Origin of the sequence: Microbacterium maritypicum (assembly GCF_041529975.1) — a bacterium.
Taxonomy (GTDB): domain Bacteria; phylum Actinomycetota; class Actinomycetes; order Actinomycetales; family Microbacteriaceae; genus Microbacterium.
This window is the reverse complement of the sequence record NZ_CP168030.1, coordinates 942240-968553: the sequence shown is the minus strand read 5'-3', so window position 1 is coordinate 968553 and position 26314 is coordinate 942240. Positions and strand designations below refer to the sequence as shown.

General features: G+C 66.4%; 22 protein-coding genes. 5 read left to right on the top strand and 17 right to left on the bottom strand.

Features of this window, described 5'->3' with window-relative positions; all coding sequences use genetic code 11:
- Positions 1-19 precede the first annotated feature (19 nt).
- The gene (lepB, locus tag ACCO44_RS04660) at positions 20-700 is read left to right on the top strand and encodes a signal peptidase I (RefSeq protein WP_372468641.1); all 681 of its coding nucleotides are present in this window, start codon (positions 20-22) and stop codon (positions 698-700) included.
- Between the two features lie 24 nt (positions 701-724).
- On the opposite strand, the gene ACCO44_RS04655 is transcribed toward lepB, so the two are convergent.
- The 12 genes from ACCO44_RS04655 to ACCO44_RS04600 form a co-directional block, all read right to left on the bottom strand.
- On the bottom strand, positions 725-2119 hold the full coding sequence (locus ACCO44_RS04655; protein WP_372468640.1) for a PqqD family protein: 1395 nt from the start codon (positions 2117-2119) through the stop codon (positions 725-727).
- Entirely contained in the window at positions 2065-2964 is a 900-nt protein-coding gene (locus ACCO44_RS04650; protein WP_372468639.1) for a nucleotidyltransferase family protein, read from the bottom strand. Before ACCO44_RS04650 ends, ACCO44_RS04655 begins: the two co-directional genes overlap by 55 nt.
- 34 nt (positions 2965-2998) lie before the next feature.
- Positions 2999-4696, bottom strand: coding sequence for a DUF4012 domain-containing protein (locus ACCO44_RS04645; RefSeq protein ID WP_372468637.1), 1698 nt, complete (start codon positions 4694-4696; stop codon positions 2999-3001).
- 206 nt (positions 4697-4902) lie between these two features.
- The gene (locus tag ACCO44_RS04640) at positions 4903-6225 is read right to left on the bottom strand and encodes an O-antigen ligase family protein (RefSeq protein WP_372468635.1); all 1323 of its coding nucleotides are present in this window, start codon (positions 6223-6225) and stop codon (positions 4903-4905) included.
- A 246-nt stretch (positions 6226-6471) separates the two neighbouring features.
- Positions 6472-7539, bottom strand: coding sequence for a glycosyltransferase (locus tag ACCO44_RS04635; protein WP_372468634.1), 1068 nt, complete (start codon positions 7537-7539; stop codon positions 6472-6474).
- Positions 7536-8789, bottom strand: a complete 1254-nt coding sequence (locus ACCO44_RS04630) for an oligosaccharide flippase family protein (RefSeq protein WP_372468633.1) — start codon at positions 8787-8789, stop codon at positions 7536-7538. The genes ACCO44_RS04635 and ACCO44_RS04630 overlap by 4 nt, the downstream gene beginning before the upstream one ends.
- A 2-nt stretch (positions 8790-8791) precedes the next feature.
- Complete coding sequence (locus ACCO44_RS04625) at positions 8792-9859, bottom strand: polysaccharide pyruvyl transferase family protein (protein ID WP_372468631.1); 1068 nt, start codon at positions 9857-9859, stop codon at positions 8792-8794.
- Positions 9856-10884, bottom strand: a complete 1029-nt coding sequence (locus tag ACCO44_RS04620) for a glycosyltransferase family 2 protein (RefSeq protein ID WP_372468628.1) — start codon at positions 10882-10884, stop codon at positions 9856-9858. The genes ACCO44_RS04625 and ACCO44_RS04620 overlap by 4 nt, the downstream gene beginning before the upstream one ends.
- Before the next feature lie 101 nt (positions 10885-10985).
- Positions 10986-12149, bottom strand: a complete 1164-nt coding sequence (locus ACCO44_RS04615; protein WP_372468627.1) for a glycosyltransferase family 4 protein — start codon at positions 12147-12149, stop codon at positions 10986-10988.
- Complete coding sequence (locus tag ACCO44_RS04610) at positions 12139-14148, bottom strand: NAD-dependent epimerase/dehydratase family protein (protein ID WP_372468625.1); 2010 nt, start codon at positions 14146-14148, stop codon at positions 12139-12141. The genes ACCO44_RS04615 and ACCO44_RS04610 overlap by 11 nt, the downstream gene beginning before the upstream one ends.
- Positions 14148-15953 (bottom strand): polysaccharide biosynthesis protein, encoded by a 1806-nt coding sequence (locus ACCO44_RS04605; protein ID WP_372468623.1) that lies wholly within the window; start codon positions 15951-15953, stop codon positions 14148-14150. Before ACCO44_RS04605 ends, ACCO44_RS04610 begins: the two co-directional genes overlap by 1 nt.
- Before the next feature lie 129 nt (positions 15954-16082).
- Positions 16083-17288 (bottom strand): hypothetical protein, encoded by a 1206-nt coding sequence (locus ACCO44_RS04600; RefSeq protein ID WP_372468622.1) that lies wholly within the window; start codon positions 17286-17288, stop codon positions 16083-16085.
- A 70-nt stretch (positions 17289-17358) separates the two neighbouring features.
- Between ACCO44_RS04600 and ACCO44_RS04595 the strand changes: the two genes are divergently transcribed.
- Both ACCO44_RS04595 and ACCO44_RS04590 read left to right on the top strand, forming a co-directional pair.
- Positions 17359-18711, top strand: a complete 1353-nt coding sequence (locus ACCO44_RS04595; RefSeq protein ID WP_372468620.1) for a polysaccharide biosynthesis tyrosine autokinase — start codon at positions 17359-17361, stop codon at positions 18709-18711.
- A gap of 112 nt (positions 18712-18823) precedes the next feature.
- On the top strand, positions 18824-20281 hold the full coding sequence (locus ACCO44_RS04590) for a polysaccharide biosynthesis tyrosine autokinase (RefSeq protein WP_372468616.1): 1458 nt from the start codon (positions 18824-18826) through the stop codon (positions 20279-20281).
- A gap of 24 nt (positions 20282-20305) precedes the next feature.
- On the opposite strand, the gene ACCO44_RS04585 is transcribed toward ACCO44_RS04590, so the two are convergent.
- Positions 20306-20749, bottom strand: a complete 444-nt coding sequence (locus ACCO44_RS04585) for a GtrA family protein (protein ID WP_372468615.1) — start codon at positions 20747-20749, stop codon at positions 20306-20308.
- Between the two features lie 54 nt (positions 20750-20803).
- Here ACCO44_RS04585 and ACCO44_RS04580 point away from each other — a divergent pair, with 54 nt between their 5' ends.
- Positions 20804-21589, top strand: a complete 786-nt coding sequence (locus tag ACCO44_RS04580) for a glycosyltransferase family 2 protein (protein WP_372468613.1) — start codon at positions 20804-20806, stop codon at positions 21587-21589.
- Complete coding sequence (locus ACCO44_RS04575; protein WP_372468611.1) at positions 21586-23034, top strand: hypothetical protein; 1449 nt, start codon at positions 21586-21588, stop codon at positions 23032-23034. Before ACCO44_RS04580 ends, ACCO44_RS04575 begins: the two co-directional genes overlap by 4 nt.
- 83 nt (positions 23035-23117) lie before the next feature.
- Here ACCO44_RS04575 and glmM read toward each other — a convergent pair whose 3' ends face one another.
- The 4 genes from glmM to ACCO44_RS04555 all read right to left on the bottom strand — a co-directional run bounded on the left by glmM (position 23118) and on the right by ACCO44_RS04555 (position 26302).
- Positions 23118-24476, bottom strand: a complete 1359-nt coding sequence (glmM, locus tag ACCO44_RS04570) for a phosphoglucosamine mutase (protein ID WP_029261159.1) — start codon at positions 24474-24476, stop codon at positions 23118-23120.
- Between the two features lie 14 nt (positions 24477-24490).
- Complete coding sequence (gene rpsI / locus ACCO44_RS04565) at positions 24491-24976, bottom strand: 30S ribosomal protein S9 (protein WP_028502255.1); 486 nt, start codon at positions 24974-24976, stop codon at positions 24491-24493.
- Positions 24977-25003: 27 nt separating this feature from the next.
- Positions 25004-25450 (bottom strand): 50S ribosomal protein L13, encoded by a 447-nt coding sequence (rplM, locus tag ACCO44_RS04560; RefSeq protein WP_029261158.1) that lies wholly within the window; start codon positions 25448-25450, stop codon positions 25004-25006.
- Between the two features lie 183 nt (positions 25451-25633).
- Positions 25634-26302 (bottom strand): endonuclease/exonuclease/phosphatase family protein, encoded by a 669-nt coding sequence (locus ACCO44_RS04555; protein WP_029261157.1) that lies wholly within the window; start codon positions 26300-26302, stop codon positions 25634-25636.
- Positions 26303-26314 lie beyond the last annotated feature (12 nt).

The following is a 26314-nucleotide window of genomic DNA, read 5'->3' as shown; positions in this document are numbered from 1 at the left end:
GCGAGCCGGAGAGCAGATGATGACGACAGATGCACCGAGACCGCGTCGGCGACTCCTCGGGAACATCTGGGTGAACATCGTGCTCGCCCTCGCGCTGACCGGCATCATCGTCGCCTTCATCGGCCAGCCGTCGTCCGGATCCATGTCGCCGACGCTCGAGCCCGGCGACCGCCTCATCGTCAACCGCCTCGCCTACGTCGCCGCAGACCCCGCGCCGGGCGACATCGTCGTGTTCCGTCCCGATGAGGCCTGGGGTGAGAAGCCGGCGGCCGGCGGAAACTGGTTCTCGCAGGCGTTCCACTGGGTCGGCGAGACCACCGGCATCCGGCCCTACGTGCTGGTGAAGCGGGTCATCGCCGGACCCGGGCAGACCGTGGAGTGCTGCGACGCCCAGGGCAGGGTGCTGGTCGACGGCGAGCCGCTCGACGAGCCGTATGTCGTCAAAGATCTCCCGTTCGTCACAGATTCACTCGACTGCGACAGCGAACCGATGTCGACCCGCTGCTTCGCGCCGGTCACCGTTCCGGAGGATTCGTATCTCGTGCTCGGAGACAATCGGGCGAACTCGGCCGACTCCGCGTACCTCTGCCGAGGGACGGCGGATCCGGACGAGAGCTGCTGGCGCTGGATGACGCGCGACGACGTGTTCGGCAAGGCCGGGGCCATCCTGTGGCCGATCGGGCGGTGGGGCGGGCCGTAGGCCGGTCGGCGCGGAGGCCAGTTGTCAGACCCAGCCGATCAGGTCGCGCTCGCGCAAGTCCTCCATCATCTGCTGTACCTCCGGCCGGATGCCATCCGCGTCGACGTCATAGCGCTCCGCACACCACGCGGTGATCTCGGTGATCGAGATGTGAGGTCGCTCGATCATGGCTTCCCAGATCGTCATCGCCGGTCCTTCCAGGGCGAGCGGTTGGAGGTCTCCCCCGTCAGTCCCGAGCACGAAGGTCTGCGATGAGCTCGTCGAGTATGCGACGTTCGACCGCACGGCCCAACTCGGCTCGTCGACGAGCAACCCCTCGCTGACGAGCTCGTCGAACACGACCTCGAGGGGTGTGTTTTCGCTCCTCTCCGGAGAGGACTGATCCCGCACGATACTCAGGAGCTGCTCCCTACTGGCCCCGTCGGCGTGCATCCACAGCGCGCGCGCGTGCGACTGCAGCGCTTCCAGCTCCAGCCCGTCGCCCGATCGACGGACGACGAGCACATCATGGTCGCGCTGGAGGTAGTCGTGCGCGGGCCCGCGGAACCACACTTTGCTCCCGTCATTCGTCGGAACCGATGCGGGAGCGGAGTGCACGGGAGACGGTGGCGCGAACCGCATCGTTCGAGGCCCCTCGGCAAACCGCTCCGCCACCTCGCGGAGAGCGTGGGACAGATCTCCGACAGCGACTCGTCGAATACGGCTCGTGCTCCCGGCGATCATCTGCACCGCCCGGAGCACGGGGGCGCTTTCATTCGGCGAGCCCTGTTCGATCGTGTGACGCGCGAGCGCGAGGACACCGTCCTCTTGCTCGGCATCGGCAACGCTCTCCCCGTCGCCCAGAAGGAGCGCGCCGATGAGACGAGCTGATCCGCCCACTGCACCGTTCTCCAGCGCGTCGCCCGCGATCGTCGTCGACGCGGCCCGATGCACGATGTTGCCCGAGCGGTCAGAAACCCAGCTCCCTGGCGGCAGCCTCGTGTGACGCGCGCTGAGGGCCGCCATCACCGCGTGCGCTTGCTCGCTTCCATCCAGGGTGACGATCAGGGCAGAGCCGCGATCATCCACGAGCAGGTCTGCACCGAAGTCGATGAATCCGCGTTGGCGATGGATCCCGGCGACGGCGGCGTCGACCTCTCTCCGCACGAGCTCCATGCCGCTCCCAGCATCGGTGTCAGCCGCGACCACGACCTGGGTCTCCGCGGAAACCGGGACGCTCGGCATCATCGGGGCGTATTCGGCGTGGACCGCGTCGATGAGGTCTGTGTTGCACCCACTCAGCGTTATCCCTACGGTGACGTCGGCGATCTGGACCGTGAGCCCTTCAGATCTCGCTGAACCGCTCCCCGCAGCTCCCTGCCCGCTCAACGGTCTGCACCGCGTACGTATCGCAGCGTCGCGGTGAATCCGCGTCCCCATCGAGCAACCTGATAGGACCAGGCCTGCCCTCGAGATGGGAGAACCGACGCATCGTTTCGAGGAATCTCGGCCCGCGGCACCCAGGCCGCGCGCAACAGGAAAGCCGGCCATTCCGAAAACGGCTGCCGCCGCAGGGCGATCCACCAACTCGCGGCACCACCGTCGGCAGCGAAGTCCCGGTGTGCCTGCCAGGCGCGCTGCTCCTCTGCCGTGAGATCGTTCTCGGGTTCCACCCCTGTGATGTCGCGCAGCTGATCGCGGAGCACCCACTGCGCGCGACCCTTCGTCACGAGATCGAGGAAGTCGCGCCGATCCGTTTCGGAGAAGTCGTCGCGAAGCGCATCTCGAACCCACGCCCATTCCGCCTGGTGACGGACGACGGTCATGTTCCGCAGCGCATGCATGGCAGCGATCGCCGCCGCACCCGGACGCCCGGGGAACAGCACGGTGACTTCGCCGATCGGGATCGCGCATCGACGCTTCCACAGCTCATCGAACACCACAGATGGATCCGCGAAGAAGCCGGGAAACCACAGATGCACATCGATGTCACACGGCCAGGAATCATGGATGTACGTGCGGGAGTGGTTCGCGATCAGAGTCGGTGTCTCTCGCGCGACACGCTCCTTCCACCCGGCAGCCTCGATGGCAGCGCAGAAGGCATCGAAATCGCTAGGCGCCACGAGGACGTCCGCGTCGGCGGCCGTCCGAGCAGGACGGAGGCCGTGGTACTCGGCAAACGGGCCTTTGATCGACAGCACCCGGATATCGTGACGATCGCCGATCGCCCCGCAGAGCGCATGGGCGAGCGTGGTCGCGTGCCCGAGGCTGAGGCTTGAGGTCACGGCATCGGTGGCTCTCACGACGCTCGCCACTTCGCTATCCGCCGCAAGAAGTCAGAGTGACAGGCGTCTCGCGCGTCATCGGCGTGTGCCATACCTCCAGGTCCTCTCCCCCCGCGGGCACATCAGTGAAACGAACATCGATCACATGTTCGCTCACGTAATGGTTCAGCACTTCGACCTTGACGGCAGGGCGTCCGAGGTGCTGACCGACCGCGAGCGGTGTCGCTGCCTGCCCATCGATCTCGACGCTCGCGAACATCGAACCGACCGGCCCGTAGAGGACGACATAACTGCTGATGTCACCCAGCGGGTAGTAAGGGCCCGCGATGTAGTAAGGAAGACGCGCAGCTTCCGCCTCGTCGAGAGACGACTTCAGAGTCACCGATGCGCTCGTCTCCCCGTCGGCCGCGCAAGCGTCGATACTCATGTCGAGGTAGTAGCTCTTCTTCGAAGCGGTGTTGTCGTTCACGAAAACACCGAGCAACGGGTTACCCTCCGCTGCTGTCGGCATCCGACCGCTCATACGCGATGACGCGATCAACGCCATCTCGTCCGGGTCCTCGCTTGTGTAGAGGATGCGCCCTTCCGCCGCAGCGCGCCCCAGCGCGGAGATCAGGCCGGTCGGCGACCCGGTACCGCTTGTCAGCGCAGTGAACACCGCATCGGCGGCTGCTCCGAAGAACGCGTTTTGCATCAGGGGATCTTCGTATCGGAAATACGCCTCGTTCAAGAGAAGCGGTACGGCGTTCTCGGCCGTCAGAGTGTCGCCGGTCGGTAGCGCGACCGGGCCCGTCGCGGCGAGGAGATACGAGAGAGCCACAGGGTCCATCGAGATGTACGCGTCAACGTTCGTCTGCACATCGCGATCCCACCACCCCTGCAGAATTCCCGACGCCGTCGGGAAGTCGGGAACCATCGTGAAGTCGGGGGTGTAGCGGCCGATCTTGTCTCCATAGATCGCGACCGCTTCCGGGTCGAGGGGAACGACGGGTTCGTCCAGGGGCTGCTTGAAGTCAGAGCTGTCCACATGCTCGGTGATGGAAATCGCCCCGTTGTCGACGTGGATGACGATGAAAACTGCCGCGTTCCCGCCGAGGCTACGGGCCTCAGAGTTCCCCTGGAACATAACGAGGTAGTCCCGCGCTCCACCCGCTCCGAGCGCTTCAGGAAGCACGCCGAGGATCTCGTGCACCGGAGCGAGCGTCTCGTCCAGTTTCGCGAGTGCGCCTTCGAGCTTGACGACTCCCGCCGATACTTGGTCGATCAGACCGGACTTATCGATCTTGTTGATCGTCGAGGATGCCTTCTCCACGCCAGTGGCCACGCCGTCGACGACAGTGGACAGCTCGCCGAGCGCTGCCACATCGATGCGTCCACCGCTGGGCGCGAGCGCCGCCAGGTTGAGCTGGGTTGCCGGCGTCACGACGTCCGCGACGAGCGCGTCCGTCACTTCCGCGACCTGACGAACAGCCGCAAGGTTCGACCCGACCCACGGCACGTACTCGGCAAATGCCCACAGACGGCCCTGCGTGGGCTCTAGCGCGGCAGACGTCTCCTGCGCCAAGCGCGCTGCTGCCTCCGTTGCAGCGGCCGTGTCCTGCGCGAGGACCGACTGCTGGACGGTCTGCACCTCGCCCATCGCCGCTTCAAGATGCGCACGCGTGGTCATCGCCCGGTCATACAGTTTCACGGCCGCGAAAGCGGCACCGGCGACGATGAGCACCAGCAGCACGCTGACTGTGAGCCAGATCCACACTCGACGGCGGCGGCGCGGACGGGGGCCGTCATCACCGCGCGGCGGAAGGTCGTCAGTGGGGGGCTCCGCAAGAGAGCGCGCTTCGCGCCGCGTGCGGGGCTGGGGGTCCTCCTGATGCATGTCTTCCATTCAATCAGCGGGCGCAGTGGGGCCCGAACCGGGCGCGGGACAACCGAAAGCGATCACGCAGTCCGACGTGTCTTTTGCGAGCCGTTCATCATCTCGGGACGCTCTTGGTTCGCGAGTCCAACAGCCGGAGGAGCGACATCACCCCGCTGTGTAGCGTTGTCAGCGGCTCGCAGAGCGAGCATGAGCACGGCGATGACCGCGGCTGCCTTCACCGCGTAAAAACCGGCGAACAGCATGGAGGCTCCGAGCAGAGCCCAGATTGAGTACTGCCATTCGCTCTGCCGAAGGTAGACCAGCAGGCCGACGATCAGTGCGAAGACGACGGCGCTGACAATAACGCCGGAACTGACCAAAGTCTCCACAACGAAGTTGTGCGGTGCGACACCCTCGTAATCGGCGTAGCCGACCCCAAGGAGGAAGTTCTCGTCGGTTGCCATCATCCGGTCGAACGCATTGCGGAACGTCTCGAACCGTCCGTTGTCGTCCAGGAATCCTTCTCGACCTCGGACCGAGCCCGCGTACAGGTCGTACATCCACCAAGCGAGAATTCCAGCCGGGACGATAGCAAGCCGCGCACCGAATCGGCGGGCGCCCTTCGGCGGGAACAAGATCGCGAGGCCGAGTACGACAGCGCCCACGATGATGCCGGTGCGCGAGGAATTGACCACGATTGCGAACGAAGAGACGACGGCAAGGATGACGGCCATCTTCCAGCGCCCTCGGCGCCACAGAGTGGGTGCCAAGACGATTCCGATGGCTAGCAGTCCAGAGAGGACACTGTAGGCGGAGACCGTGAGGTCATAGGTGACGCGCTCGGCGAAGAAGCTAATGGAACCCAGCGAAATCCCTAGGCGACTGTGAAGTTGCCATTGAACAAGAACGCCGATCGCGAGCGCAAGTTGCGTCGACGCCAGGGTCGACAACAGACGGTTTGCGGCGTCTTTGTCCAGCGTGGCTCGGATCCAGGATCGCGCTTCATAGACGATTACTGCTGGAACGGTAAACATCAAGAACTGAGCGATGTAATACCACCCATCGGCACCGTCACCCGACGACAGTCCGGTCAGGATGCTGAAGGCCACGATGATGAACAACGCCACCAGGATGACCGGAGACATGCGTGTGATGTGCGGTATCACCATCACAAGCAGTGCAACGAGGAGAAGCGTTGTCCAAGACGCGACGTGATGAAGACCCGGCAGTACGGGGAGCGCGTAGAGGGGCATCGTCAGCACGAGCATCGTCAGAAGTTTCTCAAGCCGTGAGCGGCCTCGACGGACGCCAACGATCACCATCGTGACCACGACAGTCGCAAACCCTGCGGGCGGGGCGGCCAGATACGCGACGATGTTCACGAACGCCAGCAAGAATGCCACGCCTACTCCCCCGGTGCTCTGCTACTTATCGGCTCAGTCTAGGCGGAAGGCACCCTCATGAAGAGCAAGGCGCCCGCTACTTCGCGCGGACGCCCCTATGCGATCAGTCGGCGACCGAGGAGATAGGGCACCCCCACGACATCCGCAGGATGCCGATGATCGCCTCCCAACGGCCGACCTGCAGCCCGGGGCGAAGAACTGGAGTCCCCTGGACGAGAGTTGGGCGGAGTCGGCCGCCGGGCACGCTCACTTTGTTGATGCGGACCGCCTCTCCAACACAGATGTGTAGACCGCAAAGTTCGCCTCGAAGGAGGCGGCCATCGTGAAACGACGCGCATTCGCTACGGCGCCTGCTGCGAGAGCTGCGTATCGTTCCGGCTCCAGCGCCCGGAGAACGGTGGACGCTACCGTCTCGGGCGTGGTCGTGTCGAAAAGGAGGCCGGACTCGTGGTCGATCACCACGTCGTCGAATCCCTCTACTGCAGGGCCCACCACGGGAAGACCAACCGCTTGCGCTTCCGCCGCCACGAGGCTGAACCCCTCGAACTTCGACGTGGAGAGCAGCAGGCTGAATCCCCGCAGCAGCCCCGGAATGTCTTTGACGTTGCCCAGCAGTTGCACCCGATCACGCAGACCCCTCGTTTCGATCTGCGATTGAAGTTCGTCTCGTAGCGGGCCATCGCCGGCAATGTCGAGAGTCGCTCTTGGCAAGAGCGCCAGCGCATCGATGGCGATGCGATGCTGCTTCACGTCTGTCAACGACCCGACAGAGATCAGGCGCGGTCGACCCTCGGGGGCGTTCCACGTGGCGGAGAAGAAATCGTCCGAGACACCATTCTGAGCCGTGACGATCGGTGTCCGGCTCCGGATCGAGACGGCGTGCTCGATGAGTCTTCGCTCTACTCCTCGTCCGATCGCCACAACGCGGTCGTAGTGGTCGTAGGCCCACCGCTCCGGCAGTCGGAACCGAGCCCTATCCATCCGACGGTTGTGAGTGCTGTGCTCGGTAAAGATCTTCGGGCTTCTCAACGTCGCCGCCCAGTACATCGCAGGGAAGAGGTGCACGTGCACGATGTCGGCATCGGCCGTAAGCTTTCGCAGCCGAGAAGGCAGGCGAGGGTCCTTTAAGGAAGCACCTGCCACGGAGATGGGAATCTGCCTATCCTTCGCTATCGCCCGCGGAATCCCGTCGAGGTCCGCGAGAACAACGATGCCGACGTCATGCCCCTGAGCGATTCCATGCGTGGATAACTCGACGACCATGCGCTCTGCTCCGCCTGTGGCCAGCGCGTTTATGACGTGGACAATTCTCACAGCGGCACTCCATTTCTCTCATGATCGCGAAGCACTCGCAGACCCCAGCACCAGGTTGCGACATCCGATATCGCGAGTGCTCCGTAGATCAGCCACAACGACGCGATCAAGTCGAGACCGCAGACAAGCGCAATGCCAGCTGTGCCCGCTACGAGCACGACACGCGTAATCTCCAGCCCAAGCGAGTCCAGCCCCCGCTGTAGCAACTGAGTGAGGTTCTTGGTAGCGGAGACAACCAAGCGCGTCGCCACGACTATCGACATAGCTTGAGCAACCTGACCCGCGACGGCCCATTCTTCTCCAAAGAGCAGAGTGAGGCCCCAAGGTGCCAACAATCCCAGAACGGCGCCCGCCAGCAGGCCGATGATCGCGAGCGCTAGGGAAGTCTGCAGGTAACGCTGCAGCAGCCCTCCGCCACGTTCCCGGAGGGAGCGTGCGAGTTCGCTCTCGAACACCGTTCCGACTGCCAGCCCAAGCAACGTCACCGGTATGGCAACCACCCGCTCAGCCATCCCGATGACGCCTGCGGCGCTGAGCCCGAACACACTTGCGCCGAAGAGAAGGGGCATCTGCTGAGCCAGCAAGGTCAGGAAGGCGATCGGCATGAAGATCACCGGGAAGCGCCAGTACAACCGCAGACTCGCGAGCGCCTTGCGCAGTGATGCGCGCCCACGCAACCGCCGCACGTATGGACTCAGCAGGGTGGCGCCGACACTTGAACCGATAGCCGCTCCCGCGACCAGGCCTGCCGATGTGACGCCAGCGAGCCCAAAGGCGAACTGGGCGGCCGTGCTGCTCGCGGATTGTGTTGCGGTACGAATTCCGAGCGAGCCGTAGTTGCCTGACCGCGAAGCAAGAGGCACGAAAAGTGCGACGGCTGCGGAGGTCAGCAAGAGAATCGCAACCAGCACGGACGTCACCGGGTCGCGATCAAAGGTCCCGAACAGCCATGTCCCGGCGCCAACGACCGCCGAAACCACGACGGCGATCGCCAGCGCCGCCCAGAGTAGCGACTTGGTAGTGGACTCGAGGGGCGGAAGCAGGAGCGCACGATCGAGGCGCAGGACTGCGATGGGAAGCCCGAGCGCAGTGATCGTCAGCGCAAGCGAATAGACACCGAACTCAGCGGGAGAGTAGATCCGCGCGAGAAACGGAAGCGCCACGAAAGTGACAACCTGGCCGACGAGCGTTCCGCCGCTGATCAAGAGCGCACTGCGCGCTCCGGCGAGACGGGCCTTCTTCAGCGCCATCCTCAGTCCTTGCGCAGCGCGAACTCAGCTACCGCGGCATCCAACTGGGAAAAATCGAGCTGGGGTGGTCGTACCTCCGCGCGTCCAGCAACCATCACTTCATCGATGACGCGCAGCAGTGACTTTGTATCCCTGCCATCGGCAAACCGAATGAACGGGCACGCGTCCTTCAACCAATCCTCGTAGGTGCCCGTGATCTTGTGATTGGAGTTCGGAAGCACGACACAGGGAGTCCTCGTCACGGCCGCAAAGATCATGCCGTGGAGGCGATCGGTGACTACCACCCGAGCCCGGCGGTAGCGGTCCATCATCGTATCGACCACCTCGGCAGGTGATGCGTCTCCGCTGGGGTCGTAAGCAACTTCGTGGTCCTGAAACACGACTGACTCGGACACTGCGCCGGCTGCCGCGAGGATCTCTTCGTGGTCAGCCTCGCTGAGAGCTCTCTCACTATCTCCGCGCAACACGAGTAACGCATGAGAACGCTGCTCTTGCTCGTCGCCCAGTCCTGTCATTGAGAGAACGATGTCCGGCGAGAACCCGACCTCTCCGTCGAAGATCTCCCTCATGATCTTCATACTCGTACGCTCTCTCACGAAGAGGCGTAGCGATGAGTGGCGCTGGAATGCGGCCCGTTCTCGCCGCCCAAATACTCTCTTCGCGTCGTCTGAGCTGTAGATGATCGATTGGGGAAACGAGATCATGGGGAGCTTGCGGAGATATCGAATGACGAAGACGCGCCCGAAATGCGCGCGGGGATACAGATCTCCGGTACTGCCCCCTCCGACGAGGAACACGAGGTCACCTTCGCGACTCCGCGTCTTGATGGAACGTAGCCATGCGTACGTTTCCGCGAGCGGGATCGATACGACGTCGTAGCCCGGAATCTTCCGCTCGAGGTACTTCGCCTCGGCGACTCCGATCGCGAGATCACCGATGTTCCCGTAGTCGGGCGTGAGGAGCAGGAATGCTGTCGGTCTGTCTCCCTCACGCACGAACGTCCGCCCACCGCGTAGCGTTGCCGCTCGTTGATAGAACGGAATCAACATGTGCTTGATCCGGCGAATCATCTGGTACTCCTCATAGTTGTTCGCGCCGCGCTCGCGATGGATCGCACTCGCATGAGCGACCAGACGGCCCCGATGCCTGCAAAGGAAATCAGCGCAGTGAGCTTCTGCGCTTTCGGCGTGCGCCGATAGCGCAGAACATCGCCGCGGTAGCTCCGTATTGTGCCTGGCACAACAGGATCGAGGTCACGGAGATCTGCGAGCCTCGGCACTTGAGAGATGATGTACGCGCATTCCATCATCGCCCGCGCCTTCGCCGCACCCACCAGGGTCGGCTCCTCCAACCGACAGAACTCCACCGCCTCCTCCGCGAACCGCACCGCCTCGACACGTCGCCCGTAGTCGGCCCGCCCCGTGATGCTCCCTCGTCGCTGAACATAGAAGTATCCGACGCTGTTGATCACAGCGACGGCTCTCGCTCGCGAGACCAACTTGTATGTGACGGGGAGATCTTCGTGGATGGAGCCGACGGGGTACTCGATTCCGTCGAAGGCATTGCTCCGGTACATCTTCCCCCACGCGCTCGTTGTCAAGCCGTCCTGGAGGAAGAGACGTTCCAGCGCTACCTCCCGCGGCCAAAACTCGTACGTGGCGTCCGGCGTGTCTGTTCGAGCATCCACGTATCCCTCAAGCACCCTCAAGAAACCAATGGAAGAAAGGTCTGCGTCCGTCTCGATAAGGGGACGCATCAGGGCAGCCACGTAATCCCGGGCGACCATGTCGTCGCCATCGACACACGTGATCAACGCGCCTACCGCGTGACGAATACCGTGGTTGCGTGCGTCTGACAGCCCGCCGTTCACTTTGGTCAATACCCGCACTCGGTCGTCGGTCTGAGCGATGGCTTCGCAGATCGAACCTGATCGATCAGTGGAACCGTCATCGACCAGGATGATCTCCAAGTGAGCGTAGCTCTGGCCCAAAATGCTCTGAACGCAGGCCTCGACGAGTGTCTCGATGTTATACACGGGGACAACGACGGATACGAGCGGGCTAGCCTCATCGCGTCGGTATGGCTCAGTACTCATTGCTTGACCTCGTTAGTCGGATCCGGGTCGGCGAATCTCGAAGGAAGCCGTGGAAGTGATCGTGGCACGTCGTGCGGGAGTGGCGAGACTCGGATTGGCCGTCATCGATGTCTGCCCGCACGCATGAGTTCTACCGTATCGACCCATGCATCCTGGACCGTCTCCCTCGCGAACTTCTCGCTGACGAATCGGGATGCTGCGGCCGCCATAGTCAGTGATGCCACTCGATCGTGCAGTGCAGCGAGAAGTTGCTGCTCCAACGCCGGAGCGTCGTCGATGGGCGCCAGTCGCCCCGTGTCTCCGTCGGAGACTAGGTCGACGATCCCTGTGGCCTTCGTCGCCACGACCGGAACTCCCGCCGCGAACGCCTCCAGGACGACGGTCGGCAGTCCTTCGCGTCGACTCGGCAGACAGAAAACGTCGGAGATCGCCAGGTAGGGGGCGACGTCGTTGACCTCGCCGACGATCAACAGCCGCGGCAGCGATTCCCGGAGATGGCGCTCCCCGTCGAGCCCTGACTGATCGTCGACTCCGCCGATGACCAGGAGCCACGCCGATGTCTTGCGCTCGACCTTCAGCATGGCCTCCGCGAGTGTCGCCAGGCCTTTGTCGGCAGTGAGCCGGCCGACGAACGTGACCACCTGCGCGGAAGACGGTATTCCGAGTTCCCCTAGAAGCGATGCGCGCGTGTCCTCGTCACGGGTCGCGGCGTTGAAGCGGTCGACATCCACCCCGTTCGGGCTGCCTGCGCCGAGGACATCGACCTTCTTCGCTGAGACGAGTCTCTCAGCGACGGCACGATCACGAAGTGATGGCCCGACCGCGATGACGCTAGTCGACGCGGCACAGCTGATGCGCTCCATCATCCGAAGGAATGATCGCAGCAACCCCCTCGCGCTCTCGAGACGCAGTCCGTGAAGTTCGTATACGCGCACCGGCGCCCGGGTGATAAGGGCAGCGACACCACCAAGGAGCCCGGCCTTCGGAGTACCCACAACGACAACGTCCGGCCGCAGCCGCCGCAACAGCCGAACCCAGTCCTTCAGGCCACGGAGGTCGGCAACGGGGCTCGGCGCGCGAGCCATTTCGAGGACGTGATTAGTCACGCCGGGGTGCTTGCCGAGCCCCAGCCCGATTTCTCCGGCTCCGGCGACAACGTGAACTTCCCACCCCTCATCGGCAAGTCGCTGGTAGAGGCCGTCGTGGTAGCGAAGCTGGTAGTCGATCGTGACGCCGAAGACGATCGTCGGGCGTTCAGCGGACATGATGTGCCTCTCCTGCTGCGAGCACGTCGCGCAACCAGCTATCGTCTCGAGACACTCTGTCGCTCGCCCATCCGCTCACCTGAGATTGTCCGAACCACATCATCTCGAGGCGCCTCGCCAGGCCGGCGAACTGAGGTGCGATGCGTCCCGCGAAATAACCTGCCGAGAGCGCCGAGGAGCAGAGCCATCGCGGGATGACCAGCGGTGACCGCTCGCCTCCAGCCACGCGCAGGACGTCGGCGACGGACAAGCCCTCCCAGGGCTGCAAGACGATGCCGGGCACTTCGCCCTGCTCGGTGCCGATCGACTCGATCGTGGCAGCGAGACCGTGGAGGCCGCTCACGACCGACGGCTGAGTGCCGGGGGCAGCAACGCTTGCCAGGCGGGAGCCAGCGAGACGTCGAAGATTCTGGGTGGTTGGCCTACCCGGCCCCTGAACCGAGGTGGCACGCACGATGACGATTCCACCCGTGGCGTTCGGATCCGTCCCAGCCACTGCGAGGAGGGCGAGCTCGCCCAACGCTTTCGATCGCGAGTAGGGGGAGAACGGCGCGTACCTGGGCGTCTCATCGAGTCTCCGCGTACGCCCCTGCACCGCCGCAGAGCTGAGTTGCACGAAGCGCACGGCTCGGGCCTGTCGGCTCGCCTGAGCGAGGACCGCAGGCAGATATGCGTTCGCACCCCAGAGCTGTCGCGTCGCATCGCCGTCCGGCGCAGCCGCTCCTGCCGCATTGACCACCACATCGACACCGACCAGCTGTTCGACCATTCCCGCGAGGGAAGCGTCCGTTTTGGCAGACGCGGCGAGCACGACGCCGTCGAGAACATCGACGTCATACTCAAGCCGAGGTGCCGGCAGCTCGACCACCTCGTATCCACGAGCGCGCAGGTGGCGCACCACACCAGCGCCGACGAAACCTGACGCTCCGATGACGGCCCATCGGCGTCGCTTCCCCGGCGCCGAGGGCGCGGGCACGACCTCGGCGGAAGCGGCGAGCGGACGGTGAGGCGAACTCGGCAGGCGCGAACCTCGCAGTCTCGGCAGCGCCAGATAGAACGCGCAGAGGGCGACGATGATCGCCAGTCCTGCCCAGATCGGTAGTGCACCGTTCCAGGCGAGGTACCCGATGAACGCCGTCGCCACGCTAATAGCGCCGACGACTACCGTCACCGAACCGTGGACGAGCCCCGTGTCCGTCAGCCGTTGATACGCGTGCGTACGGTGTGCCGACAACACTCCCTCACCGCGCGCGAATCGCCGCACGACGGTCGCACCGGTGTCGGCCAGCCACGGTGCGAGAACCGGCACGACGAGAAGCGGACTTACGCCGAGCGACAGAGCCATCACGACGATCACTCCGATCGCTGATCCGAGCAAGTAGCTTCCGGTATCCCCGAGGAAAAGATGCGGTCGCCGCAGGTTCCAAGGCAGGAAGGAGGTGAAGGCGGCGGCGAGAATGACGCCGGACGCTGCAAGCCACGGCTGATCGGATGCGACGCCCGCGACGACGAATGCCACTCCGGCAACCGCCCCGTGGATCCCGGAGATGCCGTTGATGCCGTCGATGAAGTTGGCAACGTTGATGTACCCGGCGATGAAGATCATCCCGATGATCGCCCACCACCCGGATTGCGACGCGACCGCGAGGATGACGATGCTGGCCCCAAGCCCGATGATGAGCTGCAGAGACAACCGCAAGCCCGAGCCGAGACTGAGCAGATCGTCCGCGAAACCGACCGCCGCTGCCGAGTTCGTCGCGATCAGGAGAAGCACAAGTGGCACGGCATCCATACCGAGCGCAATCGCCAAGATGAGTGCCGCGTCCCAGGCAAGCAGAGGCGCCAGTCCTCCTCCCCGGAGGGTAGGAGCAGAGTGCGAGGAGCGCTCGTTTGGCACGTCGACGGCGCCGATCCTGGAGAGCAGCGGACGAATGGCGAAGGGCAGCACTGCGCCGAGAACCAGCGCGAGAGTGCCGACGAGCCAGAGCTCAGCCGCCATCAGCGGCGTCCAACGTCGATCGGCTCGATCGCCACCGTGTCATTGATCCGCGGGCTCGCGTACATCCGGTCCATCCAGCCCGCCTTGTCGAGCCGCTCGGGCGTGATGATGTCGGCCCGCGTGTGCGACACCTTCGGGTGGAAGGGCCGCTCCAGGTTCTCGCGCGAACCGACGAGCTCTTCGTGCAGCTTCTCGCCGCGGCGGAGTCCGGTGAACACGATCTCGACGCTCTTGCCCGACATCGCGATCATGCGCTTGGCGACCTCGAGGATCGACACCGGCTCACCCATGTCGAGGATCAGCACCTCGCCCGCACGCCCGATGCCGCCCGCCTGGACGACCAGCTGGCACGCCTCGGGGATCGTCATGAAATACCGCGTCGCCTCGGGATGGGTGACCGTGATCGGCCGCCCCTCGGCGATCAGCCGCTGGAACGTCGGCAGCATCGACCCGCGGCTGCCGATCACGTTGCCGAACCGCACCGAGAGGTACCGCATCCCGGTCACGGATCCCGCCCAGGCGGTGAGCTTCTCGGCGACGCGCTTGGAGTGTCCGAGCACGCTCGTCGGGTTGGCCGCTTTGTCGGTGGAGATGTTGACGAAGGTGTCGACGCCGACGGCACGCGCGGCGTTGATCACGTTGAGCGTGCCCAGCACGTTCGTCTTCCACGCCTCGTCGGGGTACTGCTCGAGCATCGGCAGGTGCTTCAGAGCGGCCGCGTGGAACACGACCTCGGGGCGCCGGTCGACGAAGATGTCGAGCAGGTTCTGCTCTTCTCGGATGTCCGCGAGGACGACGTCGCGAGAATCGAGCAGCCCGTGTCCGAGCGTCCCGAGCTGGGCCACCTGGAGTCCGGTCTCGTCGCGGTCGATCATGATCAGCTCGCTCGGCCCGTACTTGGCCAACTGTCGGCACAGCTCCGAACCGATGGAGCCACCGGCACCGGTCACCAGCACGCGTCGACCGGTGATGTACCCGGCGATCAGCTCGACGTTCGTGTCGACGGGGTGGCGTCCGATCAGGTCCTCGATGCTGATGTCGCGCACGTCGGTGACGGACTGCTCCCCCGACGCGAGCGTCGCGAGCGTGGGGGTGACCGCGACGCGCAGACCGGCACTCTCGGCACGGTCGCTCAGCGCACGCAGCAGGGTGCTGTCGGCATTCGGGATGGCGATGACCGCGAGCTTTGCACCGGTGGTCCGGGCGGCCGACGCGATGTCGCGCGTGGTGCCCAGCACCGGGACGCCGCGCAGTCGCAGGTTGCGCTTGGCCGGGTCGTCGTCCAAAAGGCCGACGGGCCGGATCGGCGAAGACGGATCGGTCGTGACGTTCGCGAGCAGCTTGTCGCCGAGGAATCCCGCACCGATGATCAGTGCTGCCTCGGCATCCGCACCGGGTTTGCGTGCGCGCTCGATCGCGAGGCGGGCCACGTAGCGCACGCCGAACATCAGCAGCAGCACGAAGGGGAAGGCGAGCAGCAGCGTTCCGCGCGGGATGCCGACCACCGGGCCGATCGGGATGACGATGAGGGACAGCAGGATCGCCTCGATCACGACGATCAACGCCACCGCGCGGACCTCGTCGAACGAGCCGTAGGTGAAGCGCCCGCGGTAGAGGGCTGTCGCGAATCCGACCGCCATCTGGATGATGCCGGCGGCGAGCGCGAGCACGATGGTCGAGATCCACCCCTCCGCGTCCATCATGAACTCGAAGCGGAGCGCGATCGCCAGCACGACGCCGAAAGTCCAGGCGAGCCCATCGACCGCCGCGGCCAGCATGCGGCGTCGCCGCTGCTTCACCGACACCTCAGACAATATTGGAATATTGCCGGTAGACACGTCGACAGACCCATCCGGAATCAAGATACGGAGCCCCCTCAGACTTATTCACTCTCCTGGAGATATGTTCTCACAGCGAATGACCAGGTCTGAGCGTTATGGCGTTCCCTCTCCGTCCGGCGGCGGGTCGGTGCCGGGGTCCGGGTCACCGCTACCGGGGTCCGTGACCGGCGGAGTGACGCCGGTTCCCGGATCGGTGCTTCCCTCCGTGGGCGGATTCTGAGTCCCGTCGCCCTGCTGCTGCTGTTGCTGCGGCTGCCACTGGTTCATGTCCTCGCGCTGGTCGCGCTCGATCTCGAACCGCAGCTGGTCCGCAGCCAAAGCGACGAACGCATCCCGGTAGGCCGCCAGCGCCGAACGTCCCTCGACCGTCCACAGATCCGCGGCAGCGACGCGCGCCGCCGCAGCGGTCACAGCCGCACGCAGCGACTCCTCGCCATCCGGATAGCGGCCGAGCGCGGCCTGGGCTGCAGGCACGAACGAGGCGGCGTACGCATCCACCGCCGCGTCTGCGGCGGGCCGGAGAGCATCGAGCCGCTCCCGAACCGCCCGCATTTCGGCGGTCGCGTCATCCATCGCGACCAGACGCTCCTGCACGCCGTCGATCGCGCCGCCGACCTCCACGAGCGAATCCTCGTCGATGTCGGCACGTGCGTACTCGGCGGGCAGCTCGGGAACGGTGATCGCCGCCAGCCCCGAGGCGTAGGCGTCGACGGCCGCGAGCGCCGTGGCGAGCGTGGCGGCGTCGGTCACCGCGATCGGCGCATCGTCGGTCTCACCGGCCGGATCGGGGGCGGTGCTCGTCCCGGTGAGCGCACTCCGAAGCGGGGCGACTTCCGCCGTCTGCGCGTCGATGTCGGCGATGAGCCGGTCCTGAGCCGTCTTCAGGGACTGGTGAGCATTCAGGAGGGCGGCCTCATCGGCCTCCAACGACTCCACGGCACTCGCGGCCGGGCTGGCCGTCGCCATCTGGATGCCGCCGACGGTGCCGGCGACGACCAGCGCCACGACGGCGAGCGAGGCAGCCGACAGCGTCACGGCGTCGACCGACCGTCTCGGGCGCTTCTTCGAACGGGAGGACTCCCCGGAACCTGCACCGACCGGAACGGCGGTGCGGGCGGCAGCCTGAACCATGTCGGCGAGCGCCCTGGCGTCTGCGTCGGACGTCGCCGCTGCGCCACTCTGCCGCGGCTCCCCGATCATCTCCCGCAACCGGCGAGCCGTGTGGTGGTCGTCGAGCACCACACTCCCTGCGTCGCCGGCGCGGGGCCCGTCGGGGAAGAGATCGTTGAGGTGCGTCATGTCGCCTTCATAGGAATCGGTAGTCTCGGAAGACGATACCGCCGATCGCACCCGACCATGCTGGAGAGCTATGGACATCCATGACTACCTTCGGGTGTTCCGTCGACAGATCGTCGTCATCGTCGCGAGTGTTCTGATCGGGCTCTCCACCGGCGCGCTGGTCGCGATGCTCACTCCTCCCCGCTACCAGGCTTCGACCGAGGTCATGGTGGCCGTGCAGGTCGCCGACACCGCCACGCCCGCGGAGCGCTCGCTCGCGACCGGCTACGCGAAGCAGGCTGTCGAGACCTACCGCTCACTCATCACGAGCTCACTCGTGCTCGATCCCGTCGTCGAAGACCTCGGCCTCTCCGCAGCCCCCACGGGCATCAGCGCCTCCGCACCCCTCAACAGCGCGATCATCACGATCACCGTCGACAACCGCAACCCGGGGCAGGCCGCCCGCATCGCGAACGCCGTCGCCGACAGCTTCGCCACGGTCGTCACCGACACGCTCGAGAGCCGGGAACAGGCGGCTGCGTTCAGCATCCGCATCGTCACGCTCGAACCCGCTCAGGTGCCGACGAATCCCGTCGCGCCGAACCTCTCCCTGTCTCTCATCATCGGCTCGCTGCTCGGGCTCGCGGTCGGCGTCGGCGTCGCTCTCCTGCGTGCGACGCTCGACCGCCGGGTGCGCGTCGCCGCCGACGTCGAGGCCGCCGTGCCGGTTCCCGTCCTCGGACAGATCCCGCTCGACCCGGACACGAGAGAGCACCCCCTCGCCATGAGCACCGCACCGCACGGCCTCCGCGCCGAGGCCTACCGCAGCCTCCGCACCAACGTGCGCTTCTTCTTCTCCGGCAACCAGGGCGTGTTCGTCGTGACCAGCTCCGGCCCGGGCGAGGGCAAGTCGACCACCGCGGCGAACCTGGCGCTCGCCTTCGCCGACGCCGGTCAGCGCGTGGCCCTGCTCGACGGCGACCTCCGGCTCCCCCGCGTGGCGGAGTACTTCGGTATCGAGGGCGGGATCGGGCTCAGCGATGTGCTGGCCGGACGCGTGCAGCTCAACGACGTCATCCAGCGCTGGGGCCGCAGCGCCCTGTTCGTCCTCCCGGCCGGCACCGTGCCGCCGAACCCGGCCGAGCTGCTCGGCTCTTCCGCGATGGAGAGTCTGATCGAGACGCTCACAGAGGCCTTCGACGTCGTCATCATCGACGCCCCTCCGCTGCTGCTCGTGACGGACGCCGCCGTGATCGCGCGCGTCACGACGGGAGCCCTCCTGATCGCCGCCGCCGGATCGTCGCAGGCCAACCGGCTCACCGACGCGGCCAAGAGCATCGAGTCGGTCGGAGCCCGAGTGCTCGGCACCGTGTTGACGAAGGCACCGGTCAGCGCGGCCGCGAGCACGGCCTACGGCACCGCCGCGGCGGCGACGACGCACTGACCACACGCAGCGGCCGGTCGTCCCACCGTCGCTGTGGAAGAATACCGGGATACCGTTTTCACGGCCCGCCTTGATCGGCAGCGGTCGCATTGCATCAGGGGGAATCTGCCGCGTGGAACTTCGCGACTATGTGCGTGTGCTGCACAGAAACTGGATCCTGATCCTCGTCCTGATGGTCCTCGGCCTCGCCGGCGGTGCCGGCTATGCCGCACTCCAGCAGCCGAAGTACGTCGCATCGACGCAGCTGTACGTCTCGGTCCGCACCGAGGGCGCCGCCACCGGCGACCTCGTGCAGGGCACGACCTTCGCACGACAGATGGTCACGAGCTACGTCGACGTCGTCGGCACGGCGCTCGTGCTCGAACCCGTGATCGACGAGCTCGGCCTCGACGACTCGGTCTCGGGCCTCAGTAGCCGCGTCACCGCGACCACGCCGCTCAACACGGTCCTGATCGACGTCAGTGTGACCGACGGAGACCCCGAGCAGGCCGCGGCCATCGCCAATGCCGTCGCAGTGAGCTTCCAGGACGCCGTGCAGAAGACGCTCGAGCAGCCCGCCACCGAAGATGCCGTCAGCCCGGTGCGCATCACCGTGACCGAGCCCGCCATCGCCTCCTCCACGCCGACGAGCCCCAACGTGCGCCTGCTGATCATCCTCGGCGGCATCATCGGCCTCGCACTCGGCCTCGGCATCGCGATGCTCCGCACCGTGCTCGACAACCGCATCCACACGCTCCACGACATCGAGGCGCTCACCGATCGCCCCGTCCTCGGCGGCATCGCGTACGACCCGGATGCCACCAAGCGGCCCCTCATCGTGCACGCCGATCCGCGCAGCCCGCGCGCCGAATCGTTCCGCAGCCTGCGTACGAACCTGCAGTTCCTCAACCTCGACTCGGGCCCCCGCATCTTCGTCGTCTCCAGCGCCGGCCCCGGCGAAGGAAAGTCTACGACCACCGCCAACCTCGCCATCGCCCTCGCCGAGACGGGAGCCCGCGTGGCCCTGGTCGACGGCGACCTGCGGCTGCCCCGCGTGGCCGACTACCTGGGCATCGAGGGCGGCGTCGGACTCACCGACGTGCTCATCGGACGCGTGGACGTGGCCGACGCGCTGCAGAAGTGGGGCACGTCCGACCTGTACGTCCTGCCGAGCGGGCAGGTCCCGCCGAACCCCAGCGAGCTGCTCGGCTCGGCCGCGATGGATCAGGTGCTCACGTCGCTCGGCGACTACTTCGACTACGTGCTGATCGATGCCCCGCCGCTGCTGCTGGTGACCGACGCGGCCGTGGTGGGAAGCAAGACCCGCGGAGTGATCCTCGCCGCCGCCTCCGGCAAGACCAAGAAGCAGGAGCTCTCCGGAGCACTGCGCGCACTCGAGAACGCCGGCGTGCAGATGCTCGGCGTGGTCGTCACGATGCTGCCAACCAAGGGCCCCGACAGCTACGGCTACGGCTCCTACACCTACGGCTCGACGCACGACCTCGACGGCGAGACGTCGACGGATCGGCGGAAGGCGAAGAAGGCCAAGAAGGCGAAGAGCGCCAAGAAGCGCGAAACCGCTCGCGCCTGACCTGCCCGCGACCGAGCCGCACCACTACTTGGTCGGCGCCACCCGGAAGACGATGCCGTGATAGAGCACGAAGCGCAGCAGGACCACGATGACGATGCTCGTCAGGTTCACGAGGTTGACGGCGACCGCGCCCGGCTCACGACCGAGGACCGCGCCGACCGCTTCGACGCCCACCCAGACGAGCACGGCGCCGATGGCCGTGCAGACGGCGTTGGTCACGAGGAACAACGTGACCTCGGAGACCCGTCCGCGACGATCGCGGTGACGGAACGTCCACTCGCGGTTGCCGATGTACGCGTTCACGAGCGCGACGAGCGAGGCGACGATCTTCGCGGCGACCACATCCCATCCCCACACGAAGACCAGCAGATTGAAGACGCCGACCTCGATGATGGTGCTCAGCGCACCCACGACGAGGAAACGGCTGCCGACGCTGGCGATGCGACGGATGCGGGAGGGAGGGTTCATGGCTCAACTAGGCTACTGGCTGATCCCCGCGCCCTCCGCCACCCCAAGGACCCCGTGACCCTTCGCCACCTCGCCGTCGTCATGCCCGCCTACAACGAGGCCGAGGGCATCCAGGGCTTCATCGACGAGATCCGTGACTGCGTCTCCCCCCTGGCCGACCACGTCTCCTTCCACGTCGCCGACGATCGCTCCACGGATACCACGGCCACGGTGTTCGACGCCGTCTCCGACGTGACCGTCGAGGTGCAGCCGCTGAACCGCGGCCACGGCCCGACCGCGCTCTCGGCCTACCGCGCCGGGCTCGCCGCCGACCCCGACGTGCTGGTGCATGTCGACGGCGACGGGCAGTTCTACGGGAGCGACTTCGTTCGGCTCATCAACGCGCTCACCACCGAAGACGCCGATGTCGTCCACGGCGTGCGCGACGGCCGCACCGACCCCTGGTACCGCAAGGTGCTCACGGGCGCCGTCGGCCTGCTGATCGCCCTCGCCGCCGGACGCCGCATCCCCGACGTCAACACCCCGCTGCGCGCCTACCGCCCCGCTGCCCTGCGGCTGCTCGTCGACGCGACCCCGCCCGACGCCACGGTGCCGCACGTGCACTTCTCCCTCGCCGAGGCGCGCGCGGGCTTCACCGTGCGCTACCTCCGCGTCGCCAGCATCCCTCGTCGGGGCGAATCGACCACGGGCACCATGTGGGGGCGAGGGAACTCGGTCACCCTGCCGCCGAAGCGTCTGCGCCGGTTCGTTCGCGTCGCCCTCGTCGAGGCGTGGACCCTCTCTCTGCGGCCATCCGCTCCCCTGCGCGGCATCCGTCTTCCGGAGACCGTCGCGCGATGACCCGAGCACGCACGGTCGTGTTCTGGGCGGCGGCCGTCGCCCTGCTGATCGGTCACGTCATCGTGGCCTGGCACAGCCTCGTGGTGTGGCGCTTCTGGGAGGACGAGGCCTTCAACCTCACGGTCCCGCTCAATCTGCTGGACGGACTCGGATACTCCAGCGACGGCGCGCTCTCCGGCTCGACCATCACGCCGTTCGACCCGCGTATCTCGACCGGGCCCGTCGTGCTCCTGCCCGTCGCCGCGCTCCTCGCGACCGGGATGGACCCGGTGCTGGCCGCACGTCTCGTCCCCTTGGCCTTCTGGGTGGCGCTCCTCGCCGGCCTCGCCGTGATCGGGCGACGCATCGGCGGACGCTGGGCCGCTCTGCTCGCCGTGGCCGTGCCCCTGGCGTTCACTGCGGATGCCGGCTTCTCCCCCATCCAGGGCCCCGCCGACCTGCTCGGCGAGATCCCCGCGGCCGCGCTCCTCGTCTGGGCCCTCACACTGCTTCCCCGCCGCGCCTGGCTCGCCGGGCTCCTCGTGGGCCTCGCGATCCAGGCGAAGCTCATCGCCGCCCTCGCCCTTCCCGCCTTCGCCATCGCCCTGTGGGTGCTCTCCGACGGCACCGGCTGGGCCCGGGTGCGCGACACGCTCCGGCGGTCGTGGCTGCCCCTCCTGCTCGCCACCGTGCCGACGCTGCTCCTCGAGCTGGGCGCGCTGCTGTCGCTGGGGTTCTCCGGTTATTGGCAGCACGTGCGCGACTTCGCCCACTTCCTCCGCACGGGCGGGCAGGGCGACGCCGCGACCACGGTGCTGCAGAAGCTCGGCACGCTGGCGGACTCGTGGTCGCTGCCCGGTTTCGTCGCCGTGTTCGGAGCGGTCATCGCCCTCGGCCTCGCCATCACCGGCATCGTGCGGCGCTGGCGTGACGCGAGCGCAGCGGACCGGATCGTGATCGCCTACGCCGTAGCGGCGATCGTCGGCGCGCTCGCCTTCGTCGGCTGGTGGGCCACCGCCTCCCGCCTGCCGCTGTGGGTGCGGCACCCCGCGCCCGGCATCCTCGCATTCTTCCCCGTCATCGCCGCGGCCGCGCTGTGGGCGGTGGCCGCCCTGCCCCGCCGCAAGGGCGCGCGCGTCATCGGGATCATCGCCGCGTCCGCTCTGGCCGCCATCATCGCCGGCGGCGGCGTGGCTCATGTCGTGTCGACGTACGAGCCCCGCACCACGCTGGAGAGCCAGCGCACGGCCCTCGTGCCGCTCACGGCCTGGGTCGAGGCGAACGACGTCGAATGGCTGGCGGCCGAGCCCTGGGGGTACGCGGTCGCGCCCATCGTGCTGACGGGTGCGCACGTCGGGCTCTTCGACGCCCCCGCCATGGCCGACGTGCCACGGCTGACCACTCAGCCCTGCACCACCGAGACGCTCGTCGACGCCGGCCAGTACCGCATCTGCGCGGCACCCTGACCGCCGCCCCTCGGCTCCCCGTACACAGAGAACCGGCCGACCGCTGAGATCAGCGACCGGCCGGTTCCGAGGTTCTGCGAGCGTCAGAGCGAGAGGCGCTCCTGCACGACCTCCGCCAGTCGTCCGGCGTAGGCGTGCACCGACTCCGCATCGGCGGCTTCGACCATGACGCGCACCAGGGGCTCGGTGCCGGACTTGCGCAGCAGCACGCGGCCGGAATCACCCAGCTCACCCTCGATGTCGCGCACAGCCTGCTGCACGACCTCGTCGTCTGCGACGCGATCCTTGTCGACGTCGCGCACATTGATGAGCACCTGCGGGTACACGGTCATGATCGATGCGAGCTCCGCGATCGACTTCTTCTGCCGCGCCATCTCCGCCACCAGGTGGAGGCCCGTGAGGATGCCGTCACCGGTGGTGGCGTACTCGCTCATGATCACGTGACCGGACTGCTCGCCGCCGAGCGCGTATCCACCCTCGTTCATGTCTTCCAGCACGTAGCGGTCGCCGACGGCGGTCTGACGCACCGTGATGCCGTGCTCGCGCATCGCGACATGCAGGCCGAGGTTGCTCATGACGGTCGCCACGAGCGTGTCGTCGGTGAGGCGTCCGCGCTCCTTCATCGACACCGCGAGGATGGCCATGATCTGGTCGCCGTCGATGTGATTGCCCTCGGCGTCCACGGCGAGGCAGCGGTCGGCGTCGCCGTCGTGGGCGATGCCGATGTCGGCGCCCAGACGCACGACAGCCTCGGCGAGGTTGTCGAGGTGGGTCGAGCCGACTCCGTCGTTGATGTTCCAGCCGTCGGGGTCGGCCCCGATGACGGTCACCTCGGCGCCCGCGTCGCGGAACGTCTCGGGCGAGACGCCGGATGCCGCGCCGTGGGCGCAGTCGAGCACGACGTGGATGCCCTCGAGACGGTTCGGCAGCGAGCCGAGGAGGTGCACGACGTAGCGGTCCTCCGCGTCGGAGAAGCGGTCGACACGACCGACGCCGGCACCCGTCGGGCGCAGCATCTCGCCGTGCATGGCCTCTTCGATGCGCTGCTCGACCTCATCGGGGAGCTTGCGGCCCCCGCGGGCGAAGATCTTGATCCCGTTGTCGGGAGCGGCGTTGTGCGAGGCCGAGATCATGACACCGAAGTCGGCGTCACGGTCGGCGACGAGGAACGCCAGCGCCGGGGTCGGGATGACACCGGCCTCGAGGACGTCGACCCCCGAGGAGGCGAGCCCGGCCGAGACGGCCGACGTCAGGAAGTGTCCGGAGACCCGGGGGTCGCGGGCGACCACTGCGGTGAGTCGCTTGCCTTCGGCTTTGCGAGCCTCCGCAGTACGGCCCTGGCCCAGGACGACAGCAGTCGCCTGGGCCAGGGTGAGCGCCAGGTCGGCGGTGAGGATGCCATTGGCAAGTCCTCGCACGCCGTCCGTGCCAAAGATCGGCATCGGAGCAGTGGACCTTAACGCTTCGAGTACTGAGGCGCCTTACGGGCCTTCTTGAGTCCGGCCTTCTTGCGCTCCTTGACGCGAGCGTCACGCGAGAGGAAGCCGGCCTTCTTCAGGGTCGGACGGTTGTTCTCCTCGTCGATGCCGTTCAGCGAACGGGCGATGCCGAGGCGGAGCGCACCGGCCTGGCCCGAGGGGCCACCACCGGAGATGCGCGCGATGACGTCGTATGCACCGGTGAGGTTCAGCACCGTGAACGGGTCGTTGATCAGCTGCTGGTGCAGCTTGTTCGGGAAGTAGTCCTCGATCGTGCGGCCGTTGACCGTGATCGTGCCCGAGCCGGGGACGATGCGCACGCGGGCGATGGCCTGCTTGCGACGGCCGACAGCGGCACCCGGGACGCTGAGGACGGGGCGGGGAGCCGCCTCGACCACGTCGGTCTCCGGAGTCGACGTCGAGAAGTTCTGGGGGGTTTCGGTGGTGTCCTGGATGTCAGCCACGAGTATGTCCTTAAGTCTTTACGGCGCTTACTGGGCGACCTGGTCGAGGGTGTACGTCTGCGGCTGCTGCGCGGCGTGCGGGTGCTCGGCACCGACGTACACCTTGAGCTTGGTCAGCTGCTGGCGGCCGAGGCTGTTCTTGGGGAGCATGCCACGGATGGCCTTCTCCACAGCGCGAACCGGGTTCTTCTCGAGGAGCTCGGCGTAGGTGACCGACTTCAGGCCGCCCGGGTAACCCGAGTGGCGGTAGGCCAGCTTCTTCTGGAGCTTCTGACCGGTGAGCGCGACCTTGTCGGCGTTCACGATGATGACGAAGTCACCCGAGTCGATGTGGTTGGCGAAGGTCGGCTTGTGCTTGCCACGCAGGAGCGTAGCGGCGTGCGAAGCCAGACGGCCGAGAACGACGTCGGTGGCGTCGATGACGACCCAATCGCGCTGGACTTCGCCAGCCTTGGGGGTGTAAGTGCGCGTCACGATAGTGCTGCTTTCTTGTGTCGAACGGAGAAGTTCGTGAATCCCACTCCGGGGTGGTTCTTCCCGACAGGGAGGAACACGCCAGTGGAGGGCTCACGTTCGGACGATGCCCACTTCCCGCGAACGGGAAAGGCACCAAAGGGAAATCATACGCCACCGGGCGCGGATGCCCAAACCGCCGACTCAGTCGGGTTTGACCGTGACCAGGATCGGGCGGTGGTCGCTCGACCCCTGGGGCAGCGTCGTGATGCGCTCGATCTCGAAACCGGCCGAGGTCGCGAAGTCGTAGTGCCCGCGGAACACCCGGTAGCGCGTGTAGGTGTGGTCGTCGCTGAGCGAGAGGGCATAACCGTGGTCGCGCACGGCCTGACCGAGGTTCTCCTTGAAGATCGGGTAGTTGTAGTCGCCGACCATCAGCTGCGGCAGACCCTCCCCGAGAGTCGCGAGCTCGGTGAGCGCCGCGCGGATCTGGTGCCGACGCAACGAGTTCAGTGCGGTGAGCGGTGCGGCATGGAACGAGGCGACGATGAAATCCTGGGCGTCGTCGATGTCACGCAGCCGAGCGCCGAGCACACGCTCGTGAGCGGGTTTCGCGATCCGGTCGTGCAGCGACTTCTTCAACCCGAGGGTGCGGATCGACTGCAGATGGTAGGTGCTCGAGCGGTAGAACAGCGCGAGCCCGAGGCGGTTGCCCTGCGTCGCATCCGCGAGGACCAGGTCGCCGATCTCTGCGGGCAGCTCCGGAACGTCGCACTCCTGCAGACACAGGATGTCGGGGTCGTGCTCGCCGACGATGGCGGCGAGTTCACCGGCCGCGCGATGCTTCTGGAGGTTGTACGAGATGACCTTCATGACCGTTCCACG